The following is a 25,346-nucleotide window of genomic DNA, read 5'->3' as shown; positions in this document are numbered from 1 at the left end:
CCATTTATGTTGAACTTCAATTCAAAAATATATGTGGCGGGCCACCGGGGCATGGTGGGCAGCGCCATTGTGCGCCGCTTGAACGCCATGGGTTACAGCAATATTGTGGTGCGCACCCACGCCGAACTTGACCTGTGCAACCAGGCTGCCGTGAATGAGTTTTTTGCAGCTGAGCAGCCCGACGCAGTGGTACTTGCTGCAGCCAAGGTGGGTGGCATACATGCCAACAACACCTACCCGGCCGAATTTATTTTTCAAAACCTGATGATGGAATGCAATGTGGTGCATGCAGCGCATGCCAACAACTGCCAGCATTTGTTGTTTCTGGGTTCAAGCTGTATTTACCCCAAGCTGGCCGAACAACCCATGACAGAAACCGCCTTGTTGACCGGTACTTTGGAATGCACCAACGAGCCCTATGCCGTGGCAAAAATTGCGGGCATTAAATTGTGTGAAAGTTACAACCGCCAATATGGCCGCAACTACCGCAGCGTAATGCCCACCAATTTGTATGGCGAGAATGACAACTTTCACCCTGAGAACAGCCATGTGATACCGGCGATGATGCGCCGTTTTCATGAAGCCAAATTGCGTGGAGATTCTGAAGTGGTGGTGTGGGGCACCGGCACACCCATGCGTGAGTTTTTGTATGTCGACGACATGGCCGCAGCCAGTGTGCATGTGTTATTGCTGGATGAACAAACCTACAAAGCCAATACACAGCCCATGCTCAGCCACATCAATGTGGGCACTGGTGTGGATTGCACCATTCGTGAACTGGCAGAAACCATGCAGCGCGTGGTTGGCTTTGAAGGCAAGTTGGTTTTCGATACTACAAAGCCTGATGGCACCCCGCGCAAGTTGATGAATGTGGAGCGCTTGAAGAATTTGGGTTGGCAATACAGCATTGATTTGGAAACCGGTTTGAATAAAACCTATGCCTGGTTTTTGAATAACATGGAAGGACTAAGACAAGCATGAACCGAGTAATCCCCGTCATTCTGTGCGGCGGCGCGGGCACACGCCTATGGCCCTTGTCACGCAAAAACTTTCCAAAGCCCTTTTTGAAAGTAGGTGCTGAAAGCCTGATTGCGCAAACCGTGCGGCGTGCTGCTGCGGTGGCCAAAGCTGCTGATTCAAGCGATGTGTTGTTGGTGAGCAATGAAAGCTATCAATTTTTACTGCAAGACGAATGCATGCCTGTGTTGAACAGCGAGGGCGGCAATATGGCCCTGCATCAGCTGTTGGAGCCGCAAGGCCGCAACACAGCACCTGCCATTGCCCTGGCCGCGCAGTGGGCGCAAGCACGCTACCCCGGCGAAAACCCGGTGCTGCTGGTGTTGCCCGCCGACCATTTAATCAACCCTGTTGCCGAGTTTGTGCGTGTTGCGCAGCAAGCCGTGGCGGCTGCACGCAAGGGCTGGTTAACTTGTTTTGGTATTACGCCCAGCACGCCTGAAACCGGTTTTGGTTACATACAACAAGGTGCGCCTGTCGACGAAATTAACGGTGCGTTTGCTGTGCAGCGTTTTGTTGAAAAGCCCAAGCTTGAACTGGCCATGGAGTATTTGGCCAGCGGCCAGTACGTGTGGAATGGGGGCATGTTTGCACTGCGTTCAAGCGACTTGTTGCAGGCGCTCGAGAACAACGAGCCCAGCGTGGCCAGCCAAGCGAATGTTGTTTGGGCCAGTGCAAAAGAAAGCAAAAACGCCAAGGCAAGCGGCAGCGTATTCACCTTCAACAAAGATGAATTTGCGAAGTTGCCCGACATCAGCATTGATTACGCCGTGATGGAAAAGGCCAGCAATGTGGCGGTGGTGGCTGCCAGTTTTCAGTGGAGCGACATTGGCAGTTGGGCTGCCTTGGCTGAGCAATGCACGCCCGACACACAGGGCAACACGGTGCAGCAAGAAGGCGCAGGCCAACTGATTTCAATTGACAGCAACAACACCCATGTGCGCTTGAGCAACCGGGCTGTGGCCACCTTGGGAGTTGAAAACCTGTTGATTGTTGACACGCCCGATGCTTTGCTGGTGGCCGACAGAAGCCGCCACCAGGATGTAAAGAAAGTGGTTGAAACCCTGAAGGCGCAAGGCAGCGAGTTGGTGAATGTGCACCCCACCGTGCACCGCCCCTGGGGTACTTACACGGTGCTTGAAGATTCCGCTGGTTACAAAATTAAACGCATTGAAGTAAAGCCGGGCGCATCGCTGAGTTTGCAGATGCACCACCACCGCAGCGAGCACTGGATAGTAGTCAGTGGTACTGCCGAGGTAACCAATGGCGAGAATGTGTTTTTGGTGCGCAAGAATGAATCAACCTACATTCCTGCCGGGAACAAGCACCGCCTGGTCAACCCCGGCGTGCTGAACCTGGTGATGATTGAAGTGCAAAGTGGCGATTACCTGGAAGAAGACGACATTGTGCGTTTTGACGATGTGTACGGGCGAGCCTGATTCAGGATAATTAACCGCGCACCTTCGCACTCATCAACTCACTCAATGTACTTCGCAATTGCACACCACTGAGCGGTTTGTGCAAGATCAGGAAACCGGAGTTTCTGGCTTCCTGAATTCGACTGGGGGCTGTATCCCCAGTCAATATTACAGCCGGTACATTTCCCAGTTGTGCTTGTAATGATTGTATGGCCTGTACACCTGTGCTTTTATTGCGCAGCCGATAATCGGCCACAATGGCATCGGGCATTCGGCCACGGGCCATTAAAATGCGCAGGGCGGTTTCAGCGTCTTCAGCCGCAATGGTTGAACATTGCCAGCGGCTGAGCATTTCGGTCACGCTGGCGCGCACCAAATCGTCATCATCAATCAACAACACGGTTTTGCCGGTCAATGGGGTTTTACCACCGGCCTGCACGCGGCTGGGTTCATCCATCAAGTGGCTGGTATCGCCTTGCGGTACAGTCACGTAAAACATCGAGCCTTTGCCCACCGTAGAATTCACACCAATGTCGTGGTTCAACAATTTGCCCAAGCTGTGCGCGATGTACAGGCCCAGTCCAAGGCCTTTGGCTTTGTCGCGCTCGGGGTTGCCCAGTTGGTAGAACTCTTGAAACACTGTTTCCTGGGCACTGGCGGGTATGCCGATGCCGGTGTCGTGTACTTCAATCCGGATTTGCCCGCCCTGTTTGCGGCACCCGATCAGCACGCGCCCCTCAGGTGTGTACTTGATCGCGTTTTCAACATAGTTGCGAAGAATCAGTTCAAGCAGGGCGGGGTCGGTGTAAACACACGCTTTGGTTTTTGCTACGCGAATATCAAGGCCCTTGTGTTGTGCCTGGGTAGCCAGTTCATTGCAAATGCGTTTGAGCAAAGGGGCCAGTTGAACATGGCGTGGCTTGGCAGTAATGGCGGCAGCGTTTATTTTTGCAGAATCCAGCAAGGCATTCAGCAAGTTGCGCAAGCCGTAGCCTGCCTCCTGAATTCGGTCCAGCAAGCCTTTGCTGGGGTGGTTGGCCAGGTCTTCGCCCAGTGCATCTACCAACAACTCAATGGCCTGCACAGGTTGCCGCAGATCGTGGCTGGCCGCAGCCAGAAAACGGGTTTTGGCGATACTGGCTTGCTCGGCCACTCGCTTTTGCAAGGTGAGTTCGCCAATGAGTTCAGCATTTTGAAAGCGCAAACGAATCGACTGAATCACCATGTTCTGCAAGTTGCGGCCATAGTTGACATTGATCAACACGTACACAAATGCCACGGTGCCCAGCACCCAGAAGAAGGGTGTGTTTTCCCAAAAACAGCGAGCGATGAAAGGCATGGAGGCTGGCAGTGCAAACGCAGCGTAAGCCGGTGTGTGGCAGGCATGGGAGGACACTGCACCGGCCACCATGGCAGCCAGAAAAGTGGTCAGTACCATGAGTACCATGGGGTCGGTTGAAAAAAACACGACCCCCGCGAAGCCCCACAAAACACCCGATGCCGCAGTGAACTGAACGGCCACCTGTATCCAGTGTTGTGGGTCGAAATGTGCCCCCAACTTGTTGAAATGCCGACGCACCCACCAGCGCAAGCCGGTTAGCATGTACACCGCCAACAGCCATAGCAGCAGCGCGTTGCCCTGGCCTGTGTGCCAAAGCACAGCCACCAGGCCAGCCGATGAAGCCATGACACCGTATAAAACAAAAGGCAGGTGCTCGAACAGAAGCTTGGTTTGCTCACGCAGAATGGTGAGTTGGTGTGGGTCTTCAGCTTTCATAAATAGAGCAATGAGATAGAGCAATAAGTAATTTGCACTAAGCATAAGTGGTGATGAGGCGGGCAGGCAATGTCTAAATGGGTTACCCCTGGTTTTTGTAACCCAAATTGGTGGTTCTCACCCTGGAAAGTTTCCACGTATTTTGAGTGCCCAACGTAATTTCAGGCACTGGAGGTTTTCTTGCTTCAATCAATTCCGCGTATCGCGGTGTGTATTGCATTGGTACTTACTGCGGCGTGCGCCAGTAAAACCCCTTCGCAAGCAGAGGGCTTGGCCACCACGGGCAAGCAGTACACCACCACCTTGAAGAAAGTGAACAGTTTTGCGCTAGACCACACCCTTGAATTTACTGCCGGTTTGTTGCCCAACTTGCCCCGCGACAACACCACGCTGCTGACGCAAACGCAAGCCATGCAGCAAAGGGCTGAGTTGCTGCAAGCCACGAGTAATTACCTCGATACGCAGGCGCTTTACTTTGCCGAGCTAAGTGCACTGGCCAAAGGCGACACCGGCACGGGCACTACGCGGGCTTTGCGAAAGCTGGTGGAGGCATTGAACAAAGCGCCCGATGTAGGCGGCATACCCCGTGTGAGCAAAGAGGCGGTTGCAGGCCTGGCTGGGCACGTGGCCAGTTGGAAGCACAGTGCGCAAGTGCGCGAAGAATTGATACGCAGCGCCGAGCCAGTGGCGCACGCCTTGTTGTTGAACCAGCACATTTTGCAAGAGCAAATACAGTGGATTACGCAACGCGAGGAATTGGCCCGCCAGGTTGAATACCGCGAGAAAGTATTGAAGCCTTTTGTGGAGGATAAAAAGCTGGGCGAAACCTGGAAGAATGCCTGGATGAAACACATCAAGCAGGTGCCCACCATTGAACTGTTGGAGCAGGCCAAAGCAGCCAGCATAGACATGCAGCAAGCCTGGGTGAACGTGCTGCGCGGCGAGGGTAGTTTCGAGCACTTGCAGGGCGTTTTTGATCAACTCAATTCAAATATTCAGGCAGCCAATAAACGTGAGCCCAATACCCATGACCCCAAGTGATTTTGAAGCCTTGCAAAACGATGTGCATGCCGTGTTTTCAGCTTTGTATTTGATTGATGTAGACCTGTTAAGCGCAGAGGAACGCAAACAACACCAGCAAGTTTTGGCGGCTGCGTACCTTGCTTTTGTGAATGCGGAGAATGCCCGCTATACAGCTTTGAGCACCAAGGCGAAAAGCGAACTTGGCGAATTGGCTGGCCATGTAAAAACCATGCGTACGCAGTTGGCTGAACTGGAAGCCCCGAACGAACAACTGGGTGTTTTGGGCAAAGGCCTGGATGCCTTGGCACGGTTGGCGAAGCTGTTGTAGGTGCCAAGCGGTTTTCCTTGTCTACTTCACATAAGATATGAAACATGCAAGGTTAACCAAGGTGAAAACATGAACCGCAAAGGCATAGTGTTGGCCGGTGGGCAAGCCACCCGCCTGTACCCGGCCACTGCCGCTGTCAGCAAGCAGCTGCTGCCCGTTTACGACAAGCCCATGATTTACTACCCCCTGAGCACCCTGATGTTGGCGGGTGTACGGGAGGTGCTGGTGATTTCAACCCCGCACGACACACCGCGATTTGAACAATTGTTGGGCGATGGCAGCCGCTGGGGCATGCGCATTGATTACGCTGTGCAGGCCACACCCGGTGGTGTTGCGCAATCGCTGATCGTGGCCGAACCCTTTTTGCAGGGCTCACCCTGTGCCTTGGTGTTGGGAGACAACCTGTTTTATGGCCAGAACCTGGTGCGCCAAATGCAATATGCCTACGGGCAAAAACAGGGTGCCACCGTGTTTGCATATTCGGTGGCAAACCCGCAAGCCTATGGCGTACTTGAGCTGAACGCCGAGGGCACAGTCATTGGTGTGGAAGAAAAACCTGCACAGCCCAAAAGCAAGCAGGCGGTAACTGGCTTGTACTTTTTTGATGGGCAGGCCGCTGGCATTGCAAAAGGTTTAACGCCTTCTGCCCGTGGCGAACTTGAAATTACCGATGTAATACGAACCTACCTGGCCATGGGGCAGCTTGAAGTGCAACACATGGGCCGTGGTCAGGCCTGGCTTGATACGGGTACCGCAGACAGCTTGCTGGACGCGGCCAACTTCATTCAAACCATTGAGCGCAGGCAGGGCTTAAAGGTAAGCTGCCCTGAAGAAATTGCGTGGCGCAACCAGTGGATTACTTCGGCACAGTTGGCCGCGCTGGCAAAGCCATTGCGCAACAGCGGTTATGGCGATTACTTGCTGGGCTTGCTGGAGGCGGGGCAGTGAACATGCAATGCAATCCAACCCCCCTGCAAGGTTTGTTGTTACTTACACCCACCGTTTACACCGACGCACGCGGTCACTTTTTTGAAAGCTTCAATGCGAAAACGTTCAAGCAGGTGGCAGGCATTCAGCCCGAGTTTGTACAAACCAATGAATCGCTTTCAAAGCGCGGGGTGTTGCGCGGCCTGCACTGGCAAACTGCCCCCAAGGCACAGGGCAAACTGGTACGTGTGGTGCACGGTGCAGTGTTTGATGTGGCCGTGGACCTGCGCGAAAATTCGGAAACATTTGGCCAGTGGTATGGCTGTGAATTAAGCAGCACCAACCATATTCAGCTGTGGATACCGCCTGGTTTTGCGCATGGTTTTTTAACGCTGACCGACACCGCAATTACCAGTTACCAGGTGACCGAGCACCACAGCCCCGAGCACGAGCATTGCATGGCCTGGAACGACCCGGTGTTGAACATTGATTGGCCATTGAAGCAGGCTGGTGTTGCAAAGCCAACCCTGTCGCCCAAGGACGAACAGGGTGTGGCTTTTACAAGCTTGAGTTGATTACAAATCGACGCTGACAATCGCCTTGATGGTTCGGGGTGTGCCCACACCAATCAAGCCGTTGCCTGCGGTGCTGTAGTAGTTTTTGTCGGTGGGGTTGTCGACCACCAACTGAAACTGCGTGGGCGTACTGCCAATGACAGTCGAGTAACGTGCGCCCAGCGAGGCCACTGTGTAGCCGCCAATAAACGCTTGGTTTTGATCGTTCACAGCGCGCTCGCCGGTGTAGTACAAACCACCACTGAAGCTTAAGCCCGGTATGCTGATCAAACGGTATTCCGCAAACAGGCTGGCTGTTTTTTCGGCGGTGTTTTCAGGCACACGCCCAACAGTGGCTGGGTTGCCGTCGTTTTGTAATTCCGCATCCATCAACAAGGCTGAGGCAGCAATCGAAAGTTGCTTGTTCAATTCGCCAGTCCATGCCATCTCGAACCCGCTGTAGTTTGCCTTGCCGTTCAGGCCAAATACACCTGGTGTTCCGGGGGGTGAGCCTGCTGGGGCGGGTTGTAAAAATGTAGATGCACGATCAATGTCGAAATAGGCAATTTGTGCCAAGCTGTTTTGACCAATATTGAACTTGGCACCCACCTCACGCTGTTCCGATTCTGCGGGGTCGAGCAACTGGAATGCATTGGCCGCATTGGCAGGTGCCTGCCCCGATTCCTCAAGTCCTTCCACATAGCTGGCGTACAACGACACATCCTGGCGTGGCTTGTACATTACCGCCAGAGAAGGGGTTGTTTCTTGTGCATTATAAAGACGAACAGTGCGTGTACCATCGGCCAGAACACTCAGGTTTTCGGTGCGGTAGTCGCCACGGCGAAGGCCTGCCAATACCTGCCACCGTTCACCCAACTGCATGCGGTCAAATACATACAGGCCTTGGTCATCAATGGTTACAGCGGAATATGCACCTGTGAAGCTTACGTTCTGTGGTGCAATTTCACGGGGGTTGTACAGGTTTTGGTTGAACAGGCTTTGTGTGCCGGTTACGCCCGGTGTGTTGCTGGCGCGGGTGTTGGTGGTGTAGCCAAAAGACAGGTTGTGCGTAATTGGCCCAGTGACCACTTCGCCGTAAACTTCACCGCGGTAGTTGGTGTTGTCGAATTGTTGGTCGCGGCTGTAGAAAATTCGCAGCTCGCCATCGCCGGTGTTTAGGTCGTAGTTTTGGAATTGAGAAAAGGCACGATCGCGAGTGGTTTCGGCGTAACCGGCTTCAAACAACACTCCCCAGGAATCGCTCAATACATAGTCCACACGAGCCAGGTAGTTTTGTGCACTGGCATCGTATTGTTGCCATTCGCCAGCCAGGTTGGTTTTGTTGTCGGGCACTGGGGGCAGGGTTACCCTGCCATTGACCGCAGGCAGCAGCGCAATTGCGGCCTGCTCGCTGACTGATTTCTCATAGTGTTCTACATCGAAGCGAAAGTTTAAGCGATCGGTGATTTTCCAATCGTAGGCAATGCTGGCCAATTCGCGTTCGCCGCTGTAGTTGTTCACGCCAATGTCTTCAGCGCCCTTCACCAAATTAACGCGCAGGCCTTGGTTGTTGTTCTCGCCAAACTTGCGGCCCCAGTCCAGGTGCGTGGTGGCACCGCCATGTTCATTCACACTTTGGCTCAGGCTGAGCACAGGTTTGTTGCCCGCACGTTTTGTAACAAGATTCACCACGCCCGAGGGGGGAATGAAACCGTAATACAGGGAGGATGCGCCCTTGAGCACTTCCACCTGTTGTTTGTTTTCAAGGGGCACATCGACCAGGTTGATAATGGGCAGTGAACCATTGAGGCGGTAGTTGCCGCGGTTTTCTACCAGAATGCCGCGAATGGCAATGTTGTCGTAGGTTGAGCCGTTTAGTTGCGAGCGGGTAACACCGGCGGTGTTGCGCAGTGCACCGAACAGGGTGGTGGCCGATTGTGCATCCAGCACCTCGCGGGTGACCGAGTTCACGGTGAGCGGGACATCAATGGGTGCTGTGTCGCGGAAGGTGCCCACCTGCACGGCGTTACTGGAGTAGCTGCCTTGCTCGCGGGCTTGAACCTCAACTTCTTCGAGCTGATTGTTGGTGGTTTGGGCGATGGCCAAAGCTGGCAGGCCCAGGCCAAGCATGGCCAGTGCAACAGGTTTGAGTTTCATGATGATTGCTGTGGTGGATTTGGAATTTTTATGAAGATAGGATACTAAACGATAATGACTCGCATTTCTAATATCAATTATCAAAACTGTTGTTTATCCTGCGCTTTGAAGGGTTTAGAATGCGGCCTGTGCCTTATTTTGAAGAATGCAACACCATGGCCCAGTGGTATGTGATGTACACCAAGCCCCGCCAGGAAACCGTGGCGCTGGAAAACCTGCAACGCCAGAACTACAGTGTATTTTTTCCGCAAGCCCGTGTGCAAAAGCGCAAGGCGGGGCAGGGCACTGTGCAGCTAGTTGAACCCCTCTTTCCCCGCTACATGTTTATTCACCTGGAGGTGGGGGTGAGCGATTTTTCCAAGCTGCGCTCAACCAAAGGCTGTGTGGATTTGGTGAAGTTTGGCGGCAAACCTTCAGTGGTGCCTGTTGAGTTGATTGAGTTGATTCAACACCAGGTCGACTCCGATTCCGTGATCGATTTGCTGAAATTGAATGCGCTTGAAATAGGTGGTGAGGTGCGTGTGGCCGAGGGCCCGTTCGAGGGCATGATGGGCAAAATTGCGGCCCAAAAAAGTGATCAACGCGTTGTCGTGCTGCTCAATGTGCTGGGCGCTGAACGCAATGTGGAATTGGCCCGCAGTCAGCTGGACAAAGCCTGAATCTCGCCTAGAACTGACCTCAGCTTGTTGAGAAAATACTCGGGCTCGACGGGCTTTAACATCCAGCCTTGAACACCTACGGTTTTTGCTTCGGCCACCATACCTTTGTCAGACAAGGCGCTCATGACAATGATTGGCGTGTGCTTGGCCACATGCCGCACCCGTTTACAAAACTCCAGGCCGCTGATGCCTGGCATATTGATGTCAGTCACGATGAGGTCGGGGGTGCCGTGGTCGACAATGTATTGCAACCCTTCTTCGGCACTGGATGCGGTTTGGGCGTCAAACCCGGCTTGACGGATTACTTCCGCATAAACACTGCGAATGGAGCGCGCATCATCAAGCAACAAGACCGTTTTCATACTGATTTCCCATTTCACCGAGGTTGTTACAGTGGAATGTTAAATCAGCATGAAATGTTAATGACAACTTTTAACCAAAGTTAACCATGGCTTACGCTGTGCTTACTTGGTGCGGTTCCAGTCGTTGATGCAACCCACTTGCACTGTGTTGCGTGCCACAGGGCCGGTTTGGGTCAGTGTGCGGTTTTCACCGGGCATGATGTACAGTTCGGTCAGCTGTGCGCCCACCAGCACGCGGCAACGTTTGGGGTGCTCTTTGTGTTGGTTTTCAACGTAAATTACGGTTTCTTCGCAAGACTGTGTCACCTTGGCTTTGGTGGTGCCGTCCGACAAATCTTGTTCCTGCTTGCCTTCGATGTTGCACAGAGTGGCTGAAGTGCCGCTGTTTTCAGCGGTATTGCCTTCATTGTTATTGGGTGTTGGTACTACGGCCACGCATGCGGCGGCCAGTGAAGAGGCCGCTGCAATCAGGCCCAAGCGTGTGATGAGTTTCCCATTGATAGTCATGTTCTGTCCCTAATAAATTAAAAAGCTGGCTGATGCCTGTGATAATTGAAATACTGCCCTGATCTGCACAATTGATATTGTGACTTATTGTGTATTTTTTTAGTTCAGGTTTTATTCTAAGCAATTTACTGATTGATCATGACTTTACTTGTTACGGGCTCCGCAGGTTTTATCGGTTCATGTTATGTGCGCCAGCATTTTGAGCACAGCGTTGAGCCCGTTGTAAGCCTGGACGCCTTGACTTATGCCGGCCACCTGAGCACCCTGGGCCCGGTATTGAAGCGACCTGAGCACACATTTGTACACGCCTCCATTGGCGATGTAGATGCCGTGCGCGCTATTTTTGAGAAACACAAACCCCGCGCGGTGTTGAACTTTGCCGCAGAAAGCCATGTGGACCGGTCCATTCTTGGGCCGGGCGAATTTATTGAAACCAATGTGGTAGGCACCTACCGTTTGCTGGAATGTGCACGCGAATACTGGAATGGTTTGCAAGGCGAGGCCACGGCTGGTTTTCGGTTTTTGCATGTGAGCACCGATGAGGTATACGGCACGCTGAAACCAAAAGACGCCCCATTTTCTGAAACCAACCGTTACGAACCCAACAGCCCTTACTCGGCCAGCAAAGCAGCCAGCGACCACCTTGTGCGCGCCTGGCACCACACTTATGGCTTGCCCGTCCTAACCACCAATTGCAGCAATAATTACGGACCTTACCACTTTCCGGAAAAGCTGATCCCGCTGTGCATCATGAATGCCTTGAACGGAAAGCAACTGCCGGTGTATGGCGATGGTCAGCAAATTCGCGATTGGCTTTTTGTGGAAGACCACACACGTGGCATACGCACCGTGCTTGAAACCGGTGTGCTGGGCGAAACCTACAACATTGGTGGCTGGAATGAAAAAGCCAACCTCGATGTTGTGAAATTGATTTGCAACTTGCTGGATGAATTGCAACCGCGTGCAGATGGTATTTCTTATTCAACACAAATTGCCTTTGTGGCCGATCGGCCCGGGCATGATCGCCGATACGCCATTGATGCCCGAAAAATTGAACGCGAGTTGGGGTGGAAGCCGGTTGAAACTTTTGAGACAGGCATTCGAAAAACTGTGCAGTGGTATTTGGCAAACCAGGCTTGGGTTGCAGAAGTGACCGCTGAACGGTGATTGGTGAGCTGAACTTGAAGGGTCACCGCTGTGTTCAGTGCCCATTCGGCGGCGGTGTTTCGATCGCCTCGCCTTCAAGAAAACCTGCCCTTGCGTGCCGAGCAGGGCCGGTGTTGCCCAGCATGGGCGGCAGAGAACGGACCCGACCCGCAGTTTAGGAGGGTCGTTCTCAGGCATCGGAAGGCTCAGCAAGGGACCAACAGGTTTTCTGGCGAGAGATCGGAACCCTAGCCGATCGGGCAGTTAAAGACTGGCGCGTTATCGGAACCCAAGCCGATTGGGCTGTACAAACCAACGCGGTGATTATTCGCACCAGCGCGCTTCAGTTAAACTATCGCAACAGCTTTCAGGAGAACTTCGTTTTGGGAATTCGCGTACTCGTGCTTGGCGCACAAGGCCAGCTGGGCCATACCATCGGTCAACATGCCAAGCCCGCTTTGATGGAAACCATGGACGCGTGCATCAGCTACGGTCGCGACAAAGCCGACCTGTCCAAACCCGACTCCCTGATCAATGCACTGAAAGACGTACGCCCCGACGTAGTCATCAACGCTGCTGCCTACACCAACGTAGAAAAAGCAGAAACCGAAATTGAACTTGCACACGCCATCAATGCAAAAGCGGTGGGCATTTTGGCCGAGCAATGCAAAAAGCAGGGCGTGGCGCTGGTGCATTACAGCACTGACTATGTATTCGACGGAAAAGCCAACCAGCCCTACACAGAAACCGATACCACCAACCCACTCAGCGCGTATGGAAAATCGAAACTGGAAGGCGAAAAATACCTGAAAGAAGTGGGTGGAAATTGGGTGGTGTTTCGCACGGGTTGGGTGTACGGTCAGCGTGGCAATAACTTTTGCCGAACCATGATCAAGCTGGCGCAAGAGCGAGACACACTGAAGGTGGTTGACGACCAAACTGGTGCGCCCACACCCGCAAACTGGTTGGCTGAATTGGGGTTGACCGTGGCAGGTGTTGTGGCCATGCACCGCTACAAAACCATGGGCAAGTTGGCGCCCACTTTTCTGCCCGATTTTCCTTCGGAAATTCCCAGTGGCGAAATTTTTCACGCCAGTGCGGCAGGGGTAACTACCTGGTTTGACTATGCGTGTTTGGCGATTGAACATGCACACAAGCAAGGCGTTGTTGAGCGCATGCCCAACATTGAACGTGTAAAAACTGCCGACATGAATTTTGCGGCACAACGCCCGGCTTACTCGGTGTTGGACAACACAAAGTTAATGAACACCTTCCGCGTAAACCCACCGGAGTGGACGAAAGGTGTTCGAAATTTTGTGCTCAATTATTGAGATCCTGCTGAGGATCAAGCAGGCGATGTTGAACAAGTGAACGCTCAAATGCGTTGCACCTTTTCATTTTTTCAATCACTGCATCAAGATCATCGTAGACAAAAGCAGCGGTCCACGCTTGAATTCTCTGCATTGCCGAAATAAACGGAATCGGATTTCCCTCGCGACTTAATTCACGCAGGCAGTCTAAATACTCCTCCCGGAAAAGCGTAGGGATAATAATTCGACACGCACCCACTACCGACAATTCAGAGTTCATGACTAATCTTGCCAAGCGACCATTACCATCGTTGAATGGATGAATTTCTGACACAAGAAACATGGTGAATAATGCGCGCGCAAGACCTGCAGGAATAGTGGGCAGCAACATGGATCCCTGAACCAGAGTGCCGCGTACTAACTGGGGTTCGACAAATTCGGTATTGCCCGCACGGTTGCGCTTTAACTTGAATTCTCCCGGCTCTACCTCGGGCCGTTCTTGCATTTGATCCCAATGCCGTTTGCGAAGTTGAGTTTCGGCGGGAATGCCTGAGGCCAATACTTGATGCATCCAGGCCGGGGTCACTGCTTGACGAAATACACCAAGAATATCGTGCGAGTCTTTGGGGCGAGACAACATGGGTTTGCCGAAGAGTACAATCTTGCGCGCTTCCTCAATATCAAATTCAGTGCCTTCAATGAAATTGGAAAAGTACGATTCAAGAAAAGCAAAGTGAATCATTGCTTCGGGCGTGCATGCCGCTTCTTCAGCTTGTTTCAAGGGTTGTGATCGCAACGCAGCAGCCAGTTTTTCAAACAACTCTAGCCTGTCAGCATCGTAAGGAAGCGCAGCTGTGAGTGCGCGCCCTTGGGTCGTGGTCAGTGTAGAGAGGCGAGTTTTTAGAATGCTGCCTATGAGCGAATCAAGAACAAGGAACTCCTTCGGCAGCTTCAGTGCTTGAGCAAGTGAACGCGCTGCTTCCCGAAGTGTTGCAAGAGCCTGTTCTCCGCGCGCAGTGCATAGGGTCAACAAGCGAGATTCGACCGCCTCGCGCCCAACAGCTTTTTTGAAAGTCCCTCGGCTAGGTGAAAGATTTTCCAGCAGGCACCTCGCCTCTGATGGAAAGTAAATTGCCCGCCCTTGCATTGGCATGTCACCGGGTTGGGGTGGGGGCCCTTTCACTGCAACTATTTGTAAGCCGGGAAGTTGTACTTTTCGGTTGCTGGTGTATGTAATGTACAGCAGTCCCTGCTCTGGCAAGCCGCCGTTAAAAGCGCTGCGAAACGATACGACTGAATTCGGAAACAGGGCAGAAACAACTCTGATTCGTTCACGTGCAAGTAGTGCAGGCCAGCTTGTATCCGACAAATTGCTTGCAATACCTTTGGCGACCAGCTTGAGTTTTCCGGCTTTCAATTGCCTCTGAACAGCGCGAATTTGCGCGGAGTTCAGCTCGGAGTAAAGAATCAGTGAGCTATCAAGAGTTGTCGCGTTTTTAGTAGTTAACTGTGCACACATGCGAATTTTGTCGTGTTTTGTGATGCTAGCAGTATAACTTTGTCGTGATATAGGTGGTTAGGGATATCTTTGCCAGTTTCAATGAATGCGCAGCACTGTGCTTTTCACAGAAGCCCAAGCGCCCACCATGACCAGCACCACCCACACCAGAATCAGCCCCAGCGCGGTAATTCCGCTGGGTTGCTCGAAGCGGAAGTCGCGATCAAATTCACGAATGAAGGTGCCGGCGGCATCGTCGGCCAGGCCCATGGCACCGCTTACCACGGCATAAGCCAAACCAAAGGCGACCAGCGCCAGGCTGACTGACCACCACAGGGTGGGGCGGCCCACTTCGGTGTCGGTGGCCCCCAGCGATTTCAACACATGCACTTCAGCCTGGTTGCGAATCAGCTGCAAGCGCACGGTATTGAAGGTAACCACCAACACCATGCCTGCAATCAACACAGCCAGTGCCATGGCAATAATTTGTGTGCCGTTCAATACCGATTGAAGGCGGCGAACCCACTGCGCGTCGTATTGAACATGTTCCACGCCTGTGAAGTTTTGCCACTGCGCAATTTTTGCTTCGATGGCTTGGGTATCGGTGGTGGCGTCCACTTCAAGCACCACCACCACGGTGTAGGGCAGTGGGTTTTCAGGCAGGGCTTGGGCCAAATCGGGTGTTTGGCTTTGCGTGCGCAAACGTTCCATGGCCTGCTCGGGCGTGACGATATTCACGCTGTCCAAATCGAAATCGCGCTTCAGTTGTGCGGCTGCACTTTTTACGGAATCAAGTGTGGCATCCGGTTTGAAGTACAAGCTGATTTCAGGGTCGCCCACCCAACGGTCCATGCTGGGCACAATCGCGCTTAGCCCCTGTGCAATGGTCCAGGGCATGGCCAATGCAATGGCAAGTACCAGGGCGTTGAACAGGTGACCAAGTGGTTCATCAAGCCACAGCTTTAAACCGGCAGAAATTGAAAACCACTGCAAACGTAACCAACGCATGTGTTGTCTCTTAAAAGTGGATCAAGCCCCGTAGGCCTTGTTCAGAAAGTCTTTGGAAAAAGTTTGCACGCCTGCCTCGCGGCCACCGTTGTGCGACAAATCGGCGGGTGCTGGCAGCACTGCGCCTTCGCCCAGTTTCAAACGATGTGTTACTCGGTTAAAACGGTGCGCCTCGTGGGTGGCCACAATAATGGTGACACCGGCGCGGTTGAATTCTTCCAGCAAGCCCACCACGCGCGCGGCCGATTCATCATCGAGCTGGGCAGTGGGTTCATCGGCCAATACAAGGGCTGGGCGATTAACAACCGCGCGTGCAATTTGCAAACGCAGTTGTTGCCCGCCCGACAATTCACTGGGCAGCATGCGGTCGGTGTGGCTTAAGCCCACGCGGGCCAGCGCGGCCTTCACGCGGCTTTGAATGTCGGTATCGCTCAAGCCCACCACGCGCAGGGGCAGGGCCACGTTGTCAAAGCAGCTGCGGTTGTGCAGCAGTTCAACGTCCATGCCTGTGTAGCCCACATTGCGGCGGTAGTGTGCGCGTTCGCGCCGGTTCAGGCGCGCAATCGAGCTTTTGCCCACCAGAATATCGCCGCTGCTGGGTTGCTCAAACGTGGCCAGCAATCGCAATATGGAGCTTTTGCCAGCACCGGAATGGCCTTCAAGCAGGGTGAACGAGCCCTTGGGCAACTGAAAATTCACCCCCTTCAAGGCGGCGTGGGTGCCGTACTTCAAGGTGACGTTTTTGAATTGGATCATGCGGTTTGGTTTCCGTCAGTGTCAATGCCAACCAAGGCGTTGGCAAATTCGCGGGGGCTGAAAGGGCGCAGGTCGCCCATTTTTTCTCCCACGCCAATAAAGGCCACGGGCACGCGGGTGCTCATGCTCATGGCAGCCAGAATACCGCCTTTGGCAGTGCCGTCCAGCTTGGTGACCACCAGCGCGGTCAGTGTAAGTGCATCGTTGAATGCCTTGATTTGTTGCAAGGCGTTTTGGCCATTGGTGGCGTCTACCACCAGCACAATTTCGTGGGGTGCGTCCATCTTGGCTTTGCCCAGTACTTTCTTGATTTTTTTCAGCTCTTCCATGAGGTGAAGCTGCGTGGGCAGGCGGCCTGCGGTGTCGCAAATCACAATGTGTTTGTTTCGTGAAATACCGGCCTGTACTGAGTCGAATGCCACTGCGCCGGGGTCGCTGCCCTCGGCAGAAATGACATCGACATTGCTGCGTTGGGCCCACACATCCAGTTGTTCTCGGGCTGCTGCACGAAACGTGTCGCCAGCGGCCAACAGAACGGAATAACCAATTTCAGCATAGTGGTTGGCCAGTTTGCCGATGCTGGTAGTTTTGCCTGCGCCGTTTACACCCACCACCATCATGACCAATGGGCGGGCACGGTCTACGCCCATGCTGGTTTCCAGGGGGCGCAGCAAATCGAACACCGAATCGCGCAGCACCAGGCGCACGTCTTCGGGCCGGGTGAGGCCTTTCTGGTACACCGTGTCGCGCACTTTCTGCATCAGCAGTTCGGTGGCGGGCAAGCCGCAATCGGCCAGCAGCAGGCGTTCTTCCATTTCTTCGAAAAAGGCTTCATCGACCTTTTCGCCGGTGAACATGGAGGTAAGGCCGGAACGGGTTTTGGTCAAACCCGATTTCAAACGACCAAGCCAGTCCTGTCTCTGCCCAGGAATCTGCATGTAAAACTCCAATTGAGGAAACTAAGCGGTGTGAACGACTGTCACACAGCGAGATGTTGAATGACTTATTCTACCATTGAGGTTAAAACGGACGTTTGCTGTAAAAGGTGTCTTGAATGATAAAAACAGGTTTTCAACTGAATCGGCGTTGGGCGGCACTGGCTGCTGGCGTTTTGCTGATTGCAAGTGCTCAATTGCTGATGGTCAACGCGGCGAATGCCGCTGATGGCGATGTGACTGAATACAAACTGAACAACGGCTTGCGTGTGGTGGTGAAGGAAGACCACCGTTCGCCCACCGTGGCGCACATGGTGTGGTACAAGGCCGGTTCGATGGACGAGTACAACGGCACCACCGGTGTGGCCCACGTGCTTGAGCACATGATGTTCAAAGAAACCAAAACCCTGAAAGTGGGCGAGTTTTCCGAGATTGTGGCTGCCCTGGGTGGGCGCGACAATGCGTTCACCAGCCGCGACTACACCGCTTATTTTCAGCAGCTTCAGGCCAAAGACTTAAGCAAGGTAATGGCCCTTGAAGCCGACCGCATGGCCAATTTGGTGCTGAGCGAAAGCGAGTTTGAAAAAGAAATCAAGGTGGTGATGGAAGAACGCCGCTACCGCACCGACGACCAGGCCACCGGCAAGCTTTACGAGGCTTTCATGGCCACTGCTTTTCAGGCCAACCCCACGCGCACACCGGTAATTGGCTGGATGAGCGACCTTGAAGCCATGACGTACAAGGACGCACGCAAATGGTATGACACATGGTACACACCCCAGAATGCAGTGTTGGTGGTGGTGGGTGATGTGCAACCCGCGCAGGTAAAAGCCATGGCTGAAAAAACCTATGGCAAGGTAAAACCCAAGAAGCTGGAAGAGCGTAAGCCGCAGGAAGAGCCCAAGCAAGAGGGAATACGCCGTGTACAAGTGAAGGCACCAGCCGAGAACCCGTATTTGATCATGGGTTTTAAAGTACCCAAGTTAACTGATGTGCTGAAAGACCGTGATGCGTATTCACTGGCCGTGTTGAGTGCTGTGCTGGATGGTTATTCCGGTGCACGTTTGAATCGCGAGCTGGTACAAAACCAGAAGGTGGCCTTGCAGGCGGGCGCAAGTTACGACATGACTGGCCGTGGCCCGTCGCTGTTTTATCTGGATGGTTCACCAGCGGCTGGTCAAACTGTAGAGGCCCTTGAAAAGGCCTTGTTGGCTCAGGTAAAAAAGGTGGCGGATGAGGGCGTGAGCGAAGCTGAGCTTGCCCGTGTGAAAGCACAGCTGATTGCAAGCCAGGTGTACAAGCGCGATTCCGTGTACGGGCAGGCAGTTGAAATTGGCCAGAATGTGACCATTGGTTTTGAGGTGGGCGACATTGATCGAATGATTGAGCAAATTAAAACCGTGACCGCTCAGGAAGTACAGTACGCCGCGCAGAAATTTTTTGACCAGGACCAGTTGACAGTGGGCACTTTGTTCCCGTTGCCGATTGACCCCAACAAGAAAGATGCGCCGCCCAAGGGTTTGACTCATTAAGCAACTGAGTAAGCAATTGAGTAAGCAATTGAGCACCAACAAGTTATGCAGGGATTTACAACCATGTTGAGTAGCAAGAACAAAGTATTCATTCGCGGCTTGTTTGCCGCGGGTGCCACCGCAGCAGCAGTATTTGCAGCGCCTGCCAATGCCGCATTGCCGATTGAAAGCTGGACTGCGGCCAGTGGTGCGAAAGTGATGTTCATGTGCGCTGAAGCGCTGCCCATGCTGGATGTGCGGGTGGACTTCCCCGCGGGCAGCCGCGCTGACCCCAAAGGCAAAGAAGGCCTGGCCAGCGCCACCGGCGACATGATTGGTCGTGGTGCAGAAGGCCTTTCCGAGAATGACATTGCAGACGGTTTTGCCGACACGGGTGCACAGTTTTCCGGCGGTGCCAGCAGCGATTCTGCCGGGGTGCAATTGCGCACACTGACCTCCGAGCCTGAGTTCTCAAAAGCAATTTCCTTGATGAAAACCGTGCTGCAAAAGCCGGTGTTCAATGCCGACATTCTGGCGCGTGAAACCGCACGCAGTGTGGCTGGCCTGAAAGAGGCTTTGACCAAGCCCGACACCTTGGCTGACCGGGCATTTGCCACAGCGCTTTACCCGAATCACCCATACGGCACGCACACCACGGAAGCCAGCCTGAAGGCGATTACCCTGGCCGATGTGGAGCAGTTTTACAAAACCCGTTACCTGGGTAACAAGGCGGTGGTTTCGCTGGTGGGCAATATTACCCGCGCACAAGCTGAGAAACTTGCCAACGAGTTGACCGCTGGCTTGCCCAAAGGTGAGCTACAAGGCAACGCCTTGGGAGGTGCCGACTATCAAGAATTACAGGCGGCCATAAAAGGCCAGATCATTCAAATTGACCACCCGGCTGCGCAAAGCCACATCTTGATGGGCTTGCCCGCCATGCGCCGTGGTGCACCGGATTACTTTGATTTGTTGGTGGCCAACCATGTGTTGGGTGGCGGTGGTTTTGTGTCGCGTTTGATGAACGAAATTCGTGAGAAGCGTGGCTTGGCGTATAGCGCCTATTCTTACTTCATGCCAGCAGGCGATGCAGGCCCATTCCAGGCAGGCGTGCAAACCAAGAAAGAGTCCACAGCACAAGCCGTGCAAATTATGCGGAAAACCATTCTGGATTTTATCGAGAAGGGCCCCACACAAGCAGAACTGAACGCAGCCAAACAAAACCTGATTGGTGGCTTTCCCTTGCGAATCGACAGCAATGGAAAGTTGCTGGGCAATATCTCCATGATGGGCTTGCACAACATGCCTCTCGATTACCTGGACAACTGGACCGCCGAGATTGAAAAGGTCACTGTTCAAAGCGCCCGCGAGGCCTTTGCCAAGCATGTGAAAGCGGACAAGTTGGTGACCGTGGTGGTGGGCGGAAAGGTTGAGTGAGAAGGCTGAGTGAGAAGGCTGAGTAAGCACGTTGAATAAGTTACGAATCATCGGCGGGGTGTGGCGCCGACACCTGCTGCCGATTGCGCCGGTCGAGGGCCTAAGGCCAACGCCCGACCGGGTGCGTGAAACCGTGTTTAACTGGTTGGGGCAAGACTGCACTGGCATGCAAGTGCTCGACTTGTACGCAGGCACGGGTGCTTTGGGGTTCGAGGCGGCCTCGCGCGGGGCAAGCCAGGTGGTACTGGTGGAGCAAAACCGCCAAGTGGTCGCCCAGTTGCAGCAGAACAAAGCCTACCTGTTGTCGAAATGGCTCGCCGCAGAGGGCAGCCCGCCTTCCATTCAAATTGAATCCAGTGACGTGCTCACTTGCCTGAAACGCTTGGCCAGTGGGGGGAAGCAATTCGACCTGGTGGCGCTAGACCCCCCTTTTCGAAGCGATTTGATGCTGGCCACCCTGCCGCTGATCAAAGCAGTGTTGAAACCAGAGGGGCTGGTGTATGCCGAATGGCATGAAAACCTGCTTGCTGACGAGGCCGTGCTGTGCAAGGCGTTGAATGTTCAAGAAATTGATGCTTTGCGACATTTAAAAGCAGGCCAAGTGCATGCCCATTTGTTTGCCCTGCCTGCTGTGTGATACAAAGCGGGGATAGAGCAGTATCACGCGAATAAAACCCTTTGATATGGAGATCAGCGATGCGCATTGCTGTATATCCCGGAACATTTGACCCGTTAACCCGTGGTCATGAAGATTTGGTGCGCCGCGGCGCAAAAATATTCGACAAACTGGTGGTTGGTGTGGCCGACAGCCCCAACAAGAAGCCTTTCTTTTCAATGGACGAGCGTGTGCAAATTGCACGTGAAGTGCTAAGCCACTATCCCAATGTCGAAGTGAAGGGTTTTCGCGGCTTGCTGAAAGACTTTGTGCGCGACAACAACGCCAATGTGATTATTCGCGGCTTGCGTGCGGTAAGCGATTTTGAGTACGAATTTCAAATGGCGGGCATGAACCGCTATTTGCTGCCCGATGTAGAAACCATGTTCCTGACGCCATCGGACCAGTACCAGTTTATTTCCGGCACTATCGTGCGTGAAATTGCTTCACTGGGTGGCGATGTCAGCAAGTTTGTGTTTCCGTCGGTTGAACATTGGTTGAACCAGAAGCTGGGGCTGACCCCGCCGCAGGTGATCAACAAGTAAAGTGAACTTATGGCTTTAATCATCACCGATGAGTGCATCAATTGCGACGTGTGCGAGCCCGAGTGCCCGAACGGCGCGATCAGCATGGGTGAAGAAATTTATGAAATAGACCCTGGCAAGTGCACCGAGTGCGTGGGGCATTTCGACGAGCCACAATGCGTGGTGGTGTGCCCGGTTGAATGCATTCCCAAAGACCCGGCCCACCCCGACACCCGGCAGCAATTGCTGGGCAAGTTTTTCAAACTGCACCCTGACAAAACACCCTATTTGCCTGCTGGTTCTGCGGAGGGTGATTCTGCGGTGGCATCCAAACCAGCCCCAACCGAAGGTTGTTGACAGTTCATTCCAGAAGCAACCCTGCATTCAGTTTCTTCAAACAAGGTTCCTGCAGCTTAATTCCTTTTTTCTATAATTCACCCTTTATTGAATTGGACTTTGTACGAAGTATGTCGTACATTAAGCGTGCCTGTGGGTTATAGATCAGCAAAAAAAGAAATCTTGCGTGCGCTACGGAACGGAAATTATCAGCATGAGTCTCGTGGCGATATTGATGTGAAGAATTTGCTTGCTCTCGGTAAGGTTTCGGCGATCGAAGTCGCGACACTGATTGCCAGTAGCGATGGAAGTATGCACACGGAATCGCCTCACCATGTGGTCAAGGGGATCACGGTGCATGTGATTAAAGTTAAAAATTGGTACATCAAGTTTTATTTTGTGGACCCTGATGCCTGGTTTATCAGCGTTCATAAATAAATTCAGGAACACATATGAAACTTTTCATCGATGGAGATCAAAGTCGAGCCATTTGCAATCATTGCAGAAAAATGGTTTCGCTAACCTTTAAGCGAAGGGATGTTCCGTTCAGCGACAAAAAAGGATTCGCACACGATATTTTGGTGGGTGTGTGTGACCAATGCGATCATGTTGTATCCATCCCAGCCCAATCAACGCCCGCCATTTCACAATCACGAAGAAAAGCGCTGAGATCGATTGAAGTTCGATTGCCGGCAATTTATCTCGATATGCTTGATTTGGCGGCATTCACTGTTGAGCCTGATTCGACGCCAGACTTTCGTAAAGACCTTTTGTGTTACTACATTCATGATTTGGCGCACGACCCCAAGGGAATTCAAAGGCTATTGTCTGCCCACAAGCTTTCATTGGTGAGTTACACGATCGATACGGTGAAGATTCCTCGTAGGCGACTTTCGATGAAAGTGCCAGAAAAGCTGAAAGTTGAGCTCCAACGTCTTGAGAGTGAAAGCGAACTGAACACAACAGATTTATTGAAGTCGGTTGTGTTTGACATTCAGCGTGACGTATTGCAGAAACCCAAACCACTCAAAATTAAGGCCTTACAGTACTTGGCGATGGTTGCTGGTTAGGGTTTATTGGCCAATACCGGGCACAACACCAGGCTTGATTTTTCCAGTGGGTGTTCGTTCAGTACCCTGAACCAGCCTTCTTGCCAGGCCCAGTAAGGCTTGTCTTCGCGTATGGCAGTTTCAGCCGCATCGCAATTCAATTCACGCACCTGTGCTTCAGCGGGAATGCCTTCGCTGCCTTTTATGGTTTCGGGTTGTAATTCAAGCAAACCCTCCGATGCCATGTAGTTCATGTTGAAGGTCCAGGCTTGGGCATCCTCGTGGGTGTAGGTCCATTCGGCTTTGTTCAGGGTCCAGTTTTGCGCGGGCAGGCCACCCTCAAATTGTTGGGCAGAAAATGCGGCCTGGTGTGTTTCAGGCAAGTCATCTCGACGCACATAGGTACGAAGGTTTTCACCATGCAACTTGATAAAAGGCGCACCTTCACCCTTGTTGGCCTGCGCAAGGCGCAACACCAGCAGGTCTTGCTCGGCAGTGCCGGTCCATGGGAAGCCGTTCCATTGGCCGTCAATGTCTACTTTCAATTGTTTGAGTGAAACTTCGCGCATGGGGCCAGCCTCGGTTTGCGCATTCATGGCGATGTACAGTTGCTTGTTTTCCTGCGGGGTTTTAATACCCAGGCGCCAACCCAGGTTGAACTGATTGTCTGGAGTGCTGTTGCCCACTTTAAACTTGAACTGCTCCAGTTTGCCGCTCAGCTCTTGTTGGGCTTCAGTGTTGTTCACCGTGAACTGTGCCTGTTCAAGTTCCAGTGAATTCAAAGCAAGTTCGGGTGTAAAAAAACCGGGGTTGGCCACTTGCGTGCTTTGCCAGGCCCGTGCGGCCAGCGCCACTGGCAGCACGGGTGTACAGCTCAAGCTGGGTTGGCCGCAGTCGGCTTCTTTCTCGGCTCGAGCAGCCAGGCCTTTGATGGTCAGAGACTCAACTTGAATTCGGCCTTGCTTGATCGACTCGACGGCGTTCATGCCCAGCCTGATCAAGGCCAGTTGAAGGTTTTCCTTGCGGGTGGGGTCATCCACTTCTATTTCAGAAATGATCAATTGCGGTTTCAGGGAAAGCGCAAGCACCACACGTTTTACATCAATACGCTGGTCGGGGTACTGATTGCGAACACTGTTCAGCTTGGGTTCCCAGATGAAGCGCGGCACTACAACGCCATGAGAAAAAATAACGCCGGTAAGAACGATCACAAAGGCAAGAATTGACCACTTCAGGGCTTTGGACATGGTTGGTGCAGCGAGTGAATACTGACATTACCGTAGCACAAAAAGACGACAAGCAAAAAACAAGGCCCCGAAGGGCCTTTGTTTTAAACCAGGCTTGCAGCTTGTTTAAACATTGAACAGGAAGTTCAGCACGTCGCCGTCTTTCACCACATACTCTTTGCCTTCAGCGCGCATTTTTCCAGCTTCCTTGGCACCGTTTTCGCCCTTGAACTGAATGTAGTCATCGAACGCAATGGTTTGGGCACGAATAAAGCCGCGCTCAAAATCGGTATGAATCACGCCAGCGGCTTTGGGTGCAGTGTCGCCAATGTGAATAGTCCACGCACGCACTTCCTTTGGGCCTGCGGTGAAGTAGGTTTGCAGGCCCAGCAATTTGAAGCCCGCACGAATTACTCGGTTCAGGCCAGGCTCGGTCATGCCCATGTCGGCCAGGAATTCCATTTTGTCGGCGTCTTCCAGGTCGGCTATTTCAGCTTCAATGGCGGCGCACACGGCAACCACCGGGGCATTCTGCTTGGCTGCGTATTCCTGCAAACGCTCAAGGAACGGGTTGTTCTCGAAACCAGTCTCGGCCACGTTGGCCACGTACATGGCTGGCTTTGCAGTGATCAAGCCAAAGCTTTTGATGGCGAACAGTTCTTCTTCATCCAGGCCCAATGCGCGCACGGGTTTGGCTTCGTTCAGTTGCGCCTCACAACGCTGCAAAATGGCCAGAATTTTTGCTGCTTCTTTGTCATTTGCACGCGCCTGTTTGGCATAGCGGTGTACGGCCTTTTCAACGGTGCCCATGTCAGCCAAACACAATTCGGTTTCAATGGTTTCAATGTCGGAAAGAGGGTCAACCCGTCCATTGACGTGAATGACGTTGTCGTCTTCAAAACACCGAACCACATTCACAATCGCATCGGTTTCGCGAATGTGAGCCAGAAACTGGTTGCCCAAACCTTCGCCTTTCGAGGCACCTGCCACCAGGCCTGCAATGTCTACAAATTCAACGGTGGCGGGCAAAATACGTTCGGGTTTTACGATGTCGGCAAGCTGTTGCAAACGTGCGTCGGGCACTTCGACCATGCCCACATTGGGTTCGATTGTGCAAAAGGGATAGTTTTCAGCCGCAATGCCCGCTTTGGTCAGCGCGTTGAACAGGGTGGATTTACCGACGTTGGGAAGGCCAACGATGCCGCATTTGAGGGTCATGAGAATTCGCT

25 protein-coding genes and 1 pseudogene are annotated in these 25,346 nt (G+C 53.0%); 16 read left to right on the top strand and 10 right to left on the bottom strand.

Translation table 11 applies throughout. The annotated features are described in order from the left end of the window. Window positions 1-6: 6 nt before the first annotated feature. Both fcl and HKT17_RS13890 read left to right on the top strand, forming a co-directional pair. A complete protein-coding gene (gene fcl / locus HKT17_RS13895) occupies window positions 7-981 on the top strand; it encodes a GDP-L-fucose synthase (protein ID WP_171100834.1) in 975 nt (324 codons plus the stop codon). Then, entirely contained in the window at window positions 978-2,456 is a 1,479-nt protein-coding gene (locus tag HKT17_RS13890) for a mannose-1-phosphate guanylyltransferase/mannose-6-phosphate isomerase (protein WP_171100832.1), read from the top strand. The genes fcl and HKT17_RS13890 overlap by 4 nt, the downstream gene beginning before the upstream one ends. A 10-nt stretch (window positions 2,457-2,466) precedes the next feature. Here the strand turns inward: HKT17_RS13890 and HKT17_RS13885 are convergent, their stop codons facing one another. Continuing rightward, the gene (locus HKT17_RS13885) at window positions 2,467-4,212 is read right to left on the bottom strand and encodes an ATP-binding response regulator (RefSeq protein ID WP_171100830.1); all 1,746 of its coding nucleotides are present in this window, start codon (window positions 4,210-4,212) and stop codon (window positions 2,467-2,469) included. Window positions 4,213-4,392: 180 nt separating this feature from the next. On the opposite strand from HKT17_RS13885, the gene HKT17_RS13880 reads away from it, so the two are divergent. The 4 genes from HKT17_RS13880 (at window position 4,393) to rfbC (ending at window position 7,065) form a co-directional block, all read left to right on the top strand. Further along, window positions 4,393-5,253 carry a hypothetical protein gene (locus tag HKT17_RS13880; protein ID WP_171100828.1) on the top strand — a complete coding sequence of 287 codons (861 nt, stop codon included), beginning with the start codon at window positions 4,393-4,395 and terminating at the stop codon, window positions 5,251-5,253. Next, window positions 5,240-5,563 carry a hypothetical protein gene (locus HKT17_RS13875; protein WP_171100827.1) on the top strand — a complete coding sequence of 108 codons (324 nt, stop codon included), beginning with the start codon at window positions 5,240-5,242 and terminating at the stop codon, window positions 5,561-5,563. The genes HKT17_RS13880 and HKT17_RS13875 overlap by 14 nt, the downstream gene beginning before the upstream one ends. Window positions 5,564-5,632: 69 nt before the next feature. Continuing rightward, window positions 5,633-6,511, top strand: coding sequence for a glucose-1-phosphate thymidylyltransferase RfbA (gene rfbA, locus HKT17_RS13870; RefSeq protein ID WP_171100825.1), 879 nt, complete (start codon window positions 5,633-5,635; stop codon window positions 6,509-6,511). A 2-nt stretch (window positions 6,512-6,513) separates the two neighbouring features. Then, window positions 6,514-7,065 (top strand): dTDP-4-dehydrorhamnose 3,5-epimerase, encoded by a 552-nt coding sequence (gene rfbC / locus HKT17_RS13865; RefSeq protein WP_171100823.1) that lies wholly within the window; start codon window positions 6,514-6,516, stop codon window positions 7,063-7,065. On the opposite strand, the gene HKT17_RS13860 is transcribed toward rfbC, so the two are convergent. Next, a complete protein-coding gene (locus HKT17_RS13860) occupies window positions 7,066-9,201 on the bottom strand; it encodes a TonB-dependent siderophore receptor (protein WP_171100821.1) in 2,136 nt (711 codons plus the stop codon). It lies immediately after the preceding gene. A 119-nt stretch (window positions 9,202-9,320) separates the two neighbouring features. Here HKT17_RS13860 and HKT17_RS13855 point away from each other — a divergent pair, with 119 nt between their 5' ends. Next, the gene (locus HKT17_RS13855) at window positions 9,321-9,860 is read left to right on the top strand and encodes a transcriptional activator RfaH (protein ID WP_205882440.1); all 540 of its coding nucleotides are present in this window, start codon (window positions 9,321-9,323) and stop codon (window positions 9,858-9,860) included. On the opposite strand, the gene HKT17_RS13850 is transcribed toward HKT17_RS13855, so the two are convergent. Together HKT17_RS13850 and HKT17_RS13845 are read right to left on the bottom strand one after the other, a co-directional pair. Then, on the bottom strand, window positions 9,842-10,222 hold the full coding sequence (locus tag HKT17_RS13850) for a response regulator transcription factor (RefSeq protein ID WP_105029709.1): 381 nt from the start codon (window positions 10,220-10,222) through the stop codon (window positions 9,842-9,844). The genes HKT17_RS13855 and HKT17_RS13850 overlap by 19 nt on opposite strands. Before the next feature lie 102 nt (window positions 10,223-10,324). Beyond that, window positions 10,325-10,729 carry a hypothetical protein gene (locus HKT17_RS13845; protein WP_105027428.1) on the bottom strand — a complete coding sequence of 135 codons (405 nt, stop codon included), beginning with the start codon at window positions 10,727-10,729 and terminating at the stop codon, window positions 10,325-10,327. Window positions 10,730-10,867: 138 nt separating this feature from the next. Between HKT17_RS13845 and rfbB the strand changes: the two genes are divergently transcribed. Together rfbB and rfbD are read left to right on the top strand one after the other, a co-directional pair. Further along, the gene (gene rfbB / locus HKT17_RS13840; RefSeq protein WP_171100813.1) at window positions 10,868-11,896 is read left to right on the top strand and encodes a dTDP-glucose 4,6-dehydratase; all 1,029 of its coding nucleotides are present in this window, start codon (window positions 10,868-10,870) and stop codon (window positions 11,894-11,896) included. Window positions 11,897-12,258: 362 nt separating this feature from the next. Continuing rightward, on the top strand, window positions 12,259-13,206 hold the full coding sequence (gene rfbD, locus HKT17_RS13835) for a dTDP-4-dehydrorhamnose reductase (protein WP_171100811.1): 948 nt from the start codon (window positions 12,259-12,261) through the stop codon (window positions 13,204-13,206). Here rfbD and HKT17_RS13830 read toward each other — a convergent pair. The 4 genes from HKT17_RS13830 to ftsY form a co-directional block, all read right to left on the bottom strand. Next, a complete protein-coding gene (locus tag HKT17_RS13830) occupies window positions 13,196-14,602 on the bottom strand; it encodes a Fic family protein (RefSeq protein WP_205882439.1) in 1,407 nt (468 codons plus the stop codon). The two genes, rfbD and HKT17_RS13830, sit on opposite strands and share 11 nt — an antisense overlap. 180 nt (window positions 14,603-14,782) lie before the next feature. Further along, window positions 14,783-15,691, bottom strand: a complete 909-nt coding sequence (locus HKT17_RS13825) for a cell division protein FtsX (protein ID WP_105027424.1) — start codon at window positions 15,689-15,691, stop codon at window positions 14,783-14,785. Between the two features lie 21 nt (window positions 15,692-15,712). Beyond that, on the bottom strand, window positions 15,713-16,447 hold the full coding sequence (locus tag HKT17_RS13820; RefSeq protein ID WP_105027423.1) for a cell division ATP-binding protein FtsE: 735 nt from the start codon (window positions 16,445-16,447) through the stop codon (window positions 15,713-15,715). Beyond that, on the bottom strand, window positions 16,444-17,385 hold the full coding sequence (gene ftsY, locus HKT17_RS13815; protein ID WP_171100807.1) for a signal recognition particle-docking protein FtsY: 942 nt from the start codon (window positions 17,383-17,385) through the stop codon (window positions 16,444-16,446). The genes HKT17_RS13820 and ftsY overlap by 4 nt, the downstream gene beginning before the upstream one ends. Before the next feature lie 116 nt (window positions 17,386-17,501). Here ftsY and HKT17_RS13810 point away from each other — a divergent pair, with 116 nt between their 5' ends. The 7 genes and pseudogenes from HKT17_RS13810 (at window position 17,502) to HKT17_RS13780 (ending at window position 22,912) form a co-directional block, all read left to right on the top strand. After that, window positions 17,502-18,914, top strand: coding sequence for a M16 family metallopeptidase (locus HKT17_RS13810; protein ID WP_171100805.1), 1,413 nt, complete (start codon window positions 17,502-17,504; stop codon window positions 18,912-18,914). Window positions 18,915-18,977: 63 nt separating this feature from the next. Then, complete coding sequence (locus tag HKT17_RS13805) at window positions 18,978-20,327, top strand: M16 family metallopeptidase (protein WP_171100803.1); 1,350 nt, start codon at window positions 18,978-18,980, stop codon at window positions 20,325-20,327. A gap of 31 nt (window positions 20,328-20,358) precedes the next feature. Next, window positions 20,359-20,964, top strand: a complete 606-nt coding sequence (gene rsmD / locus HKT17_RS13800; RefSeq protein WP_105027420.1) for a 16S rRNA (guanine(966)-N(2))-methyltransferase RsmD — start codon at window positions 20,359-20,361, stop codon at window positions 20,962-20,964. Between the two features lie 59 nt (window positions 20,965-21,023). After that, window positions 21,024-21,527: a pantetheine-phosphate adenylyltransferase gene (coaD, locus tag HKT17_RS13795; protein WP_105027419.1), complete on the top strand. Its 504-nt coding sequence runs from the start codon at window positions 21,024-21,026 to the stop codon at window positions 21,525-21,527. Between the two features lie 9 nt (window positions 21,528-21,536). After that, a pseudogene (locus HKT17_RS13790) lies at window positions 21,537-21,764 on the top strand (YfhL family 4Fe-4S dicluster ferredoxin); the annotation flags it as partial. A gap of 186 nt (window positions 21,765-21,950) precedes the next feature. Further along, window positions 21,951-22,280: a hypothetical protein gene (locus tag HKT17_RS13785; RefSeq protein WP_240965824.1), complete on the top strand. Its 330-nt coding sequence runs from the start codon at window positions 21,951-21,953 to the stop codon at window positions 22,278-22,280. Between the two features lie 14 nt (window positions 22,281-22,294). Beyond that, window positions 22,295-22,912, top strand: coding sequence for a hypothetical protein (locus HKT17_RS13780; protein WP_171100801.1), 618 nt, complete (start codon window positions 22,295-22,297; stop codon window positions 22,910-22,912). Here HKT17_RS13780 and HKT17_RS13775 read toward each other — a convergent pair. Next, window positions 22,909-24,138, bottom strand: coding sequence for a hypothetical protein (locus HKT17_RS13775; protein ID WP_171100799.1), 1,230 nt, complete (start codon window positions 24,136-24,138; stop codon window positions 22,909-22,911). The genes HKT17_RS13780 and HKT17_RS13775 overlap by 4 nt on opposite strands. Window positions 24,139-24,243: 105 nt before the next feature. Further along, the gene (gene ychF / locus HKT17_RS13770; RefSeq protein WP_105027414.1) at window positions 24,244-25,335 is read right to left on the bottom strand and encodes a redox-regulated ATPase YchF; all 1,092 of its coding nucleotides are present in this window, start codon (window positions 25,333-25,335) and stop codon (window positions 24,244-24,246) included. Between the last annotated feature and the right edge of the window lie 11 nt (window positions 25,336-25,346).

This window comes from Limnobacter sp. SAORIC-580, assembly GCF_013004065.1.
Classification (GTDB): domain Bacteria; phylum Pseudomonadota; class Gammaproteobacteria; order Burkholderiales; family Burkholderiaceae_B; genus Limnobacter; species Limnobacter profundi.
The sequence above is the reverse complement of the archived record's forward strand: the minus strand, read 5'-3'. Positions and strand labels throughout refer to the sequence as shown.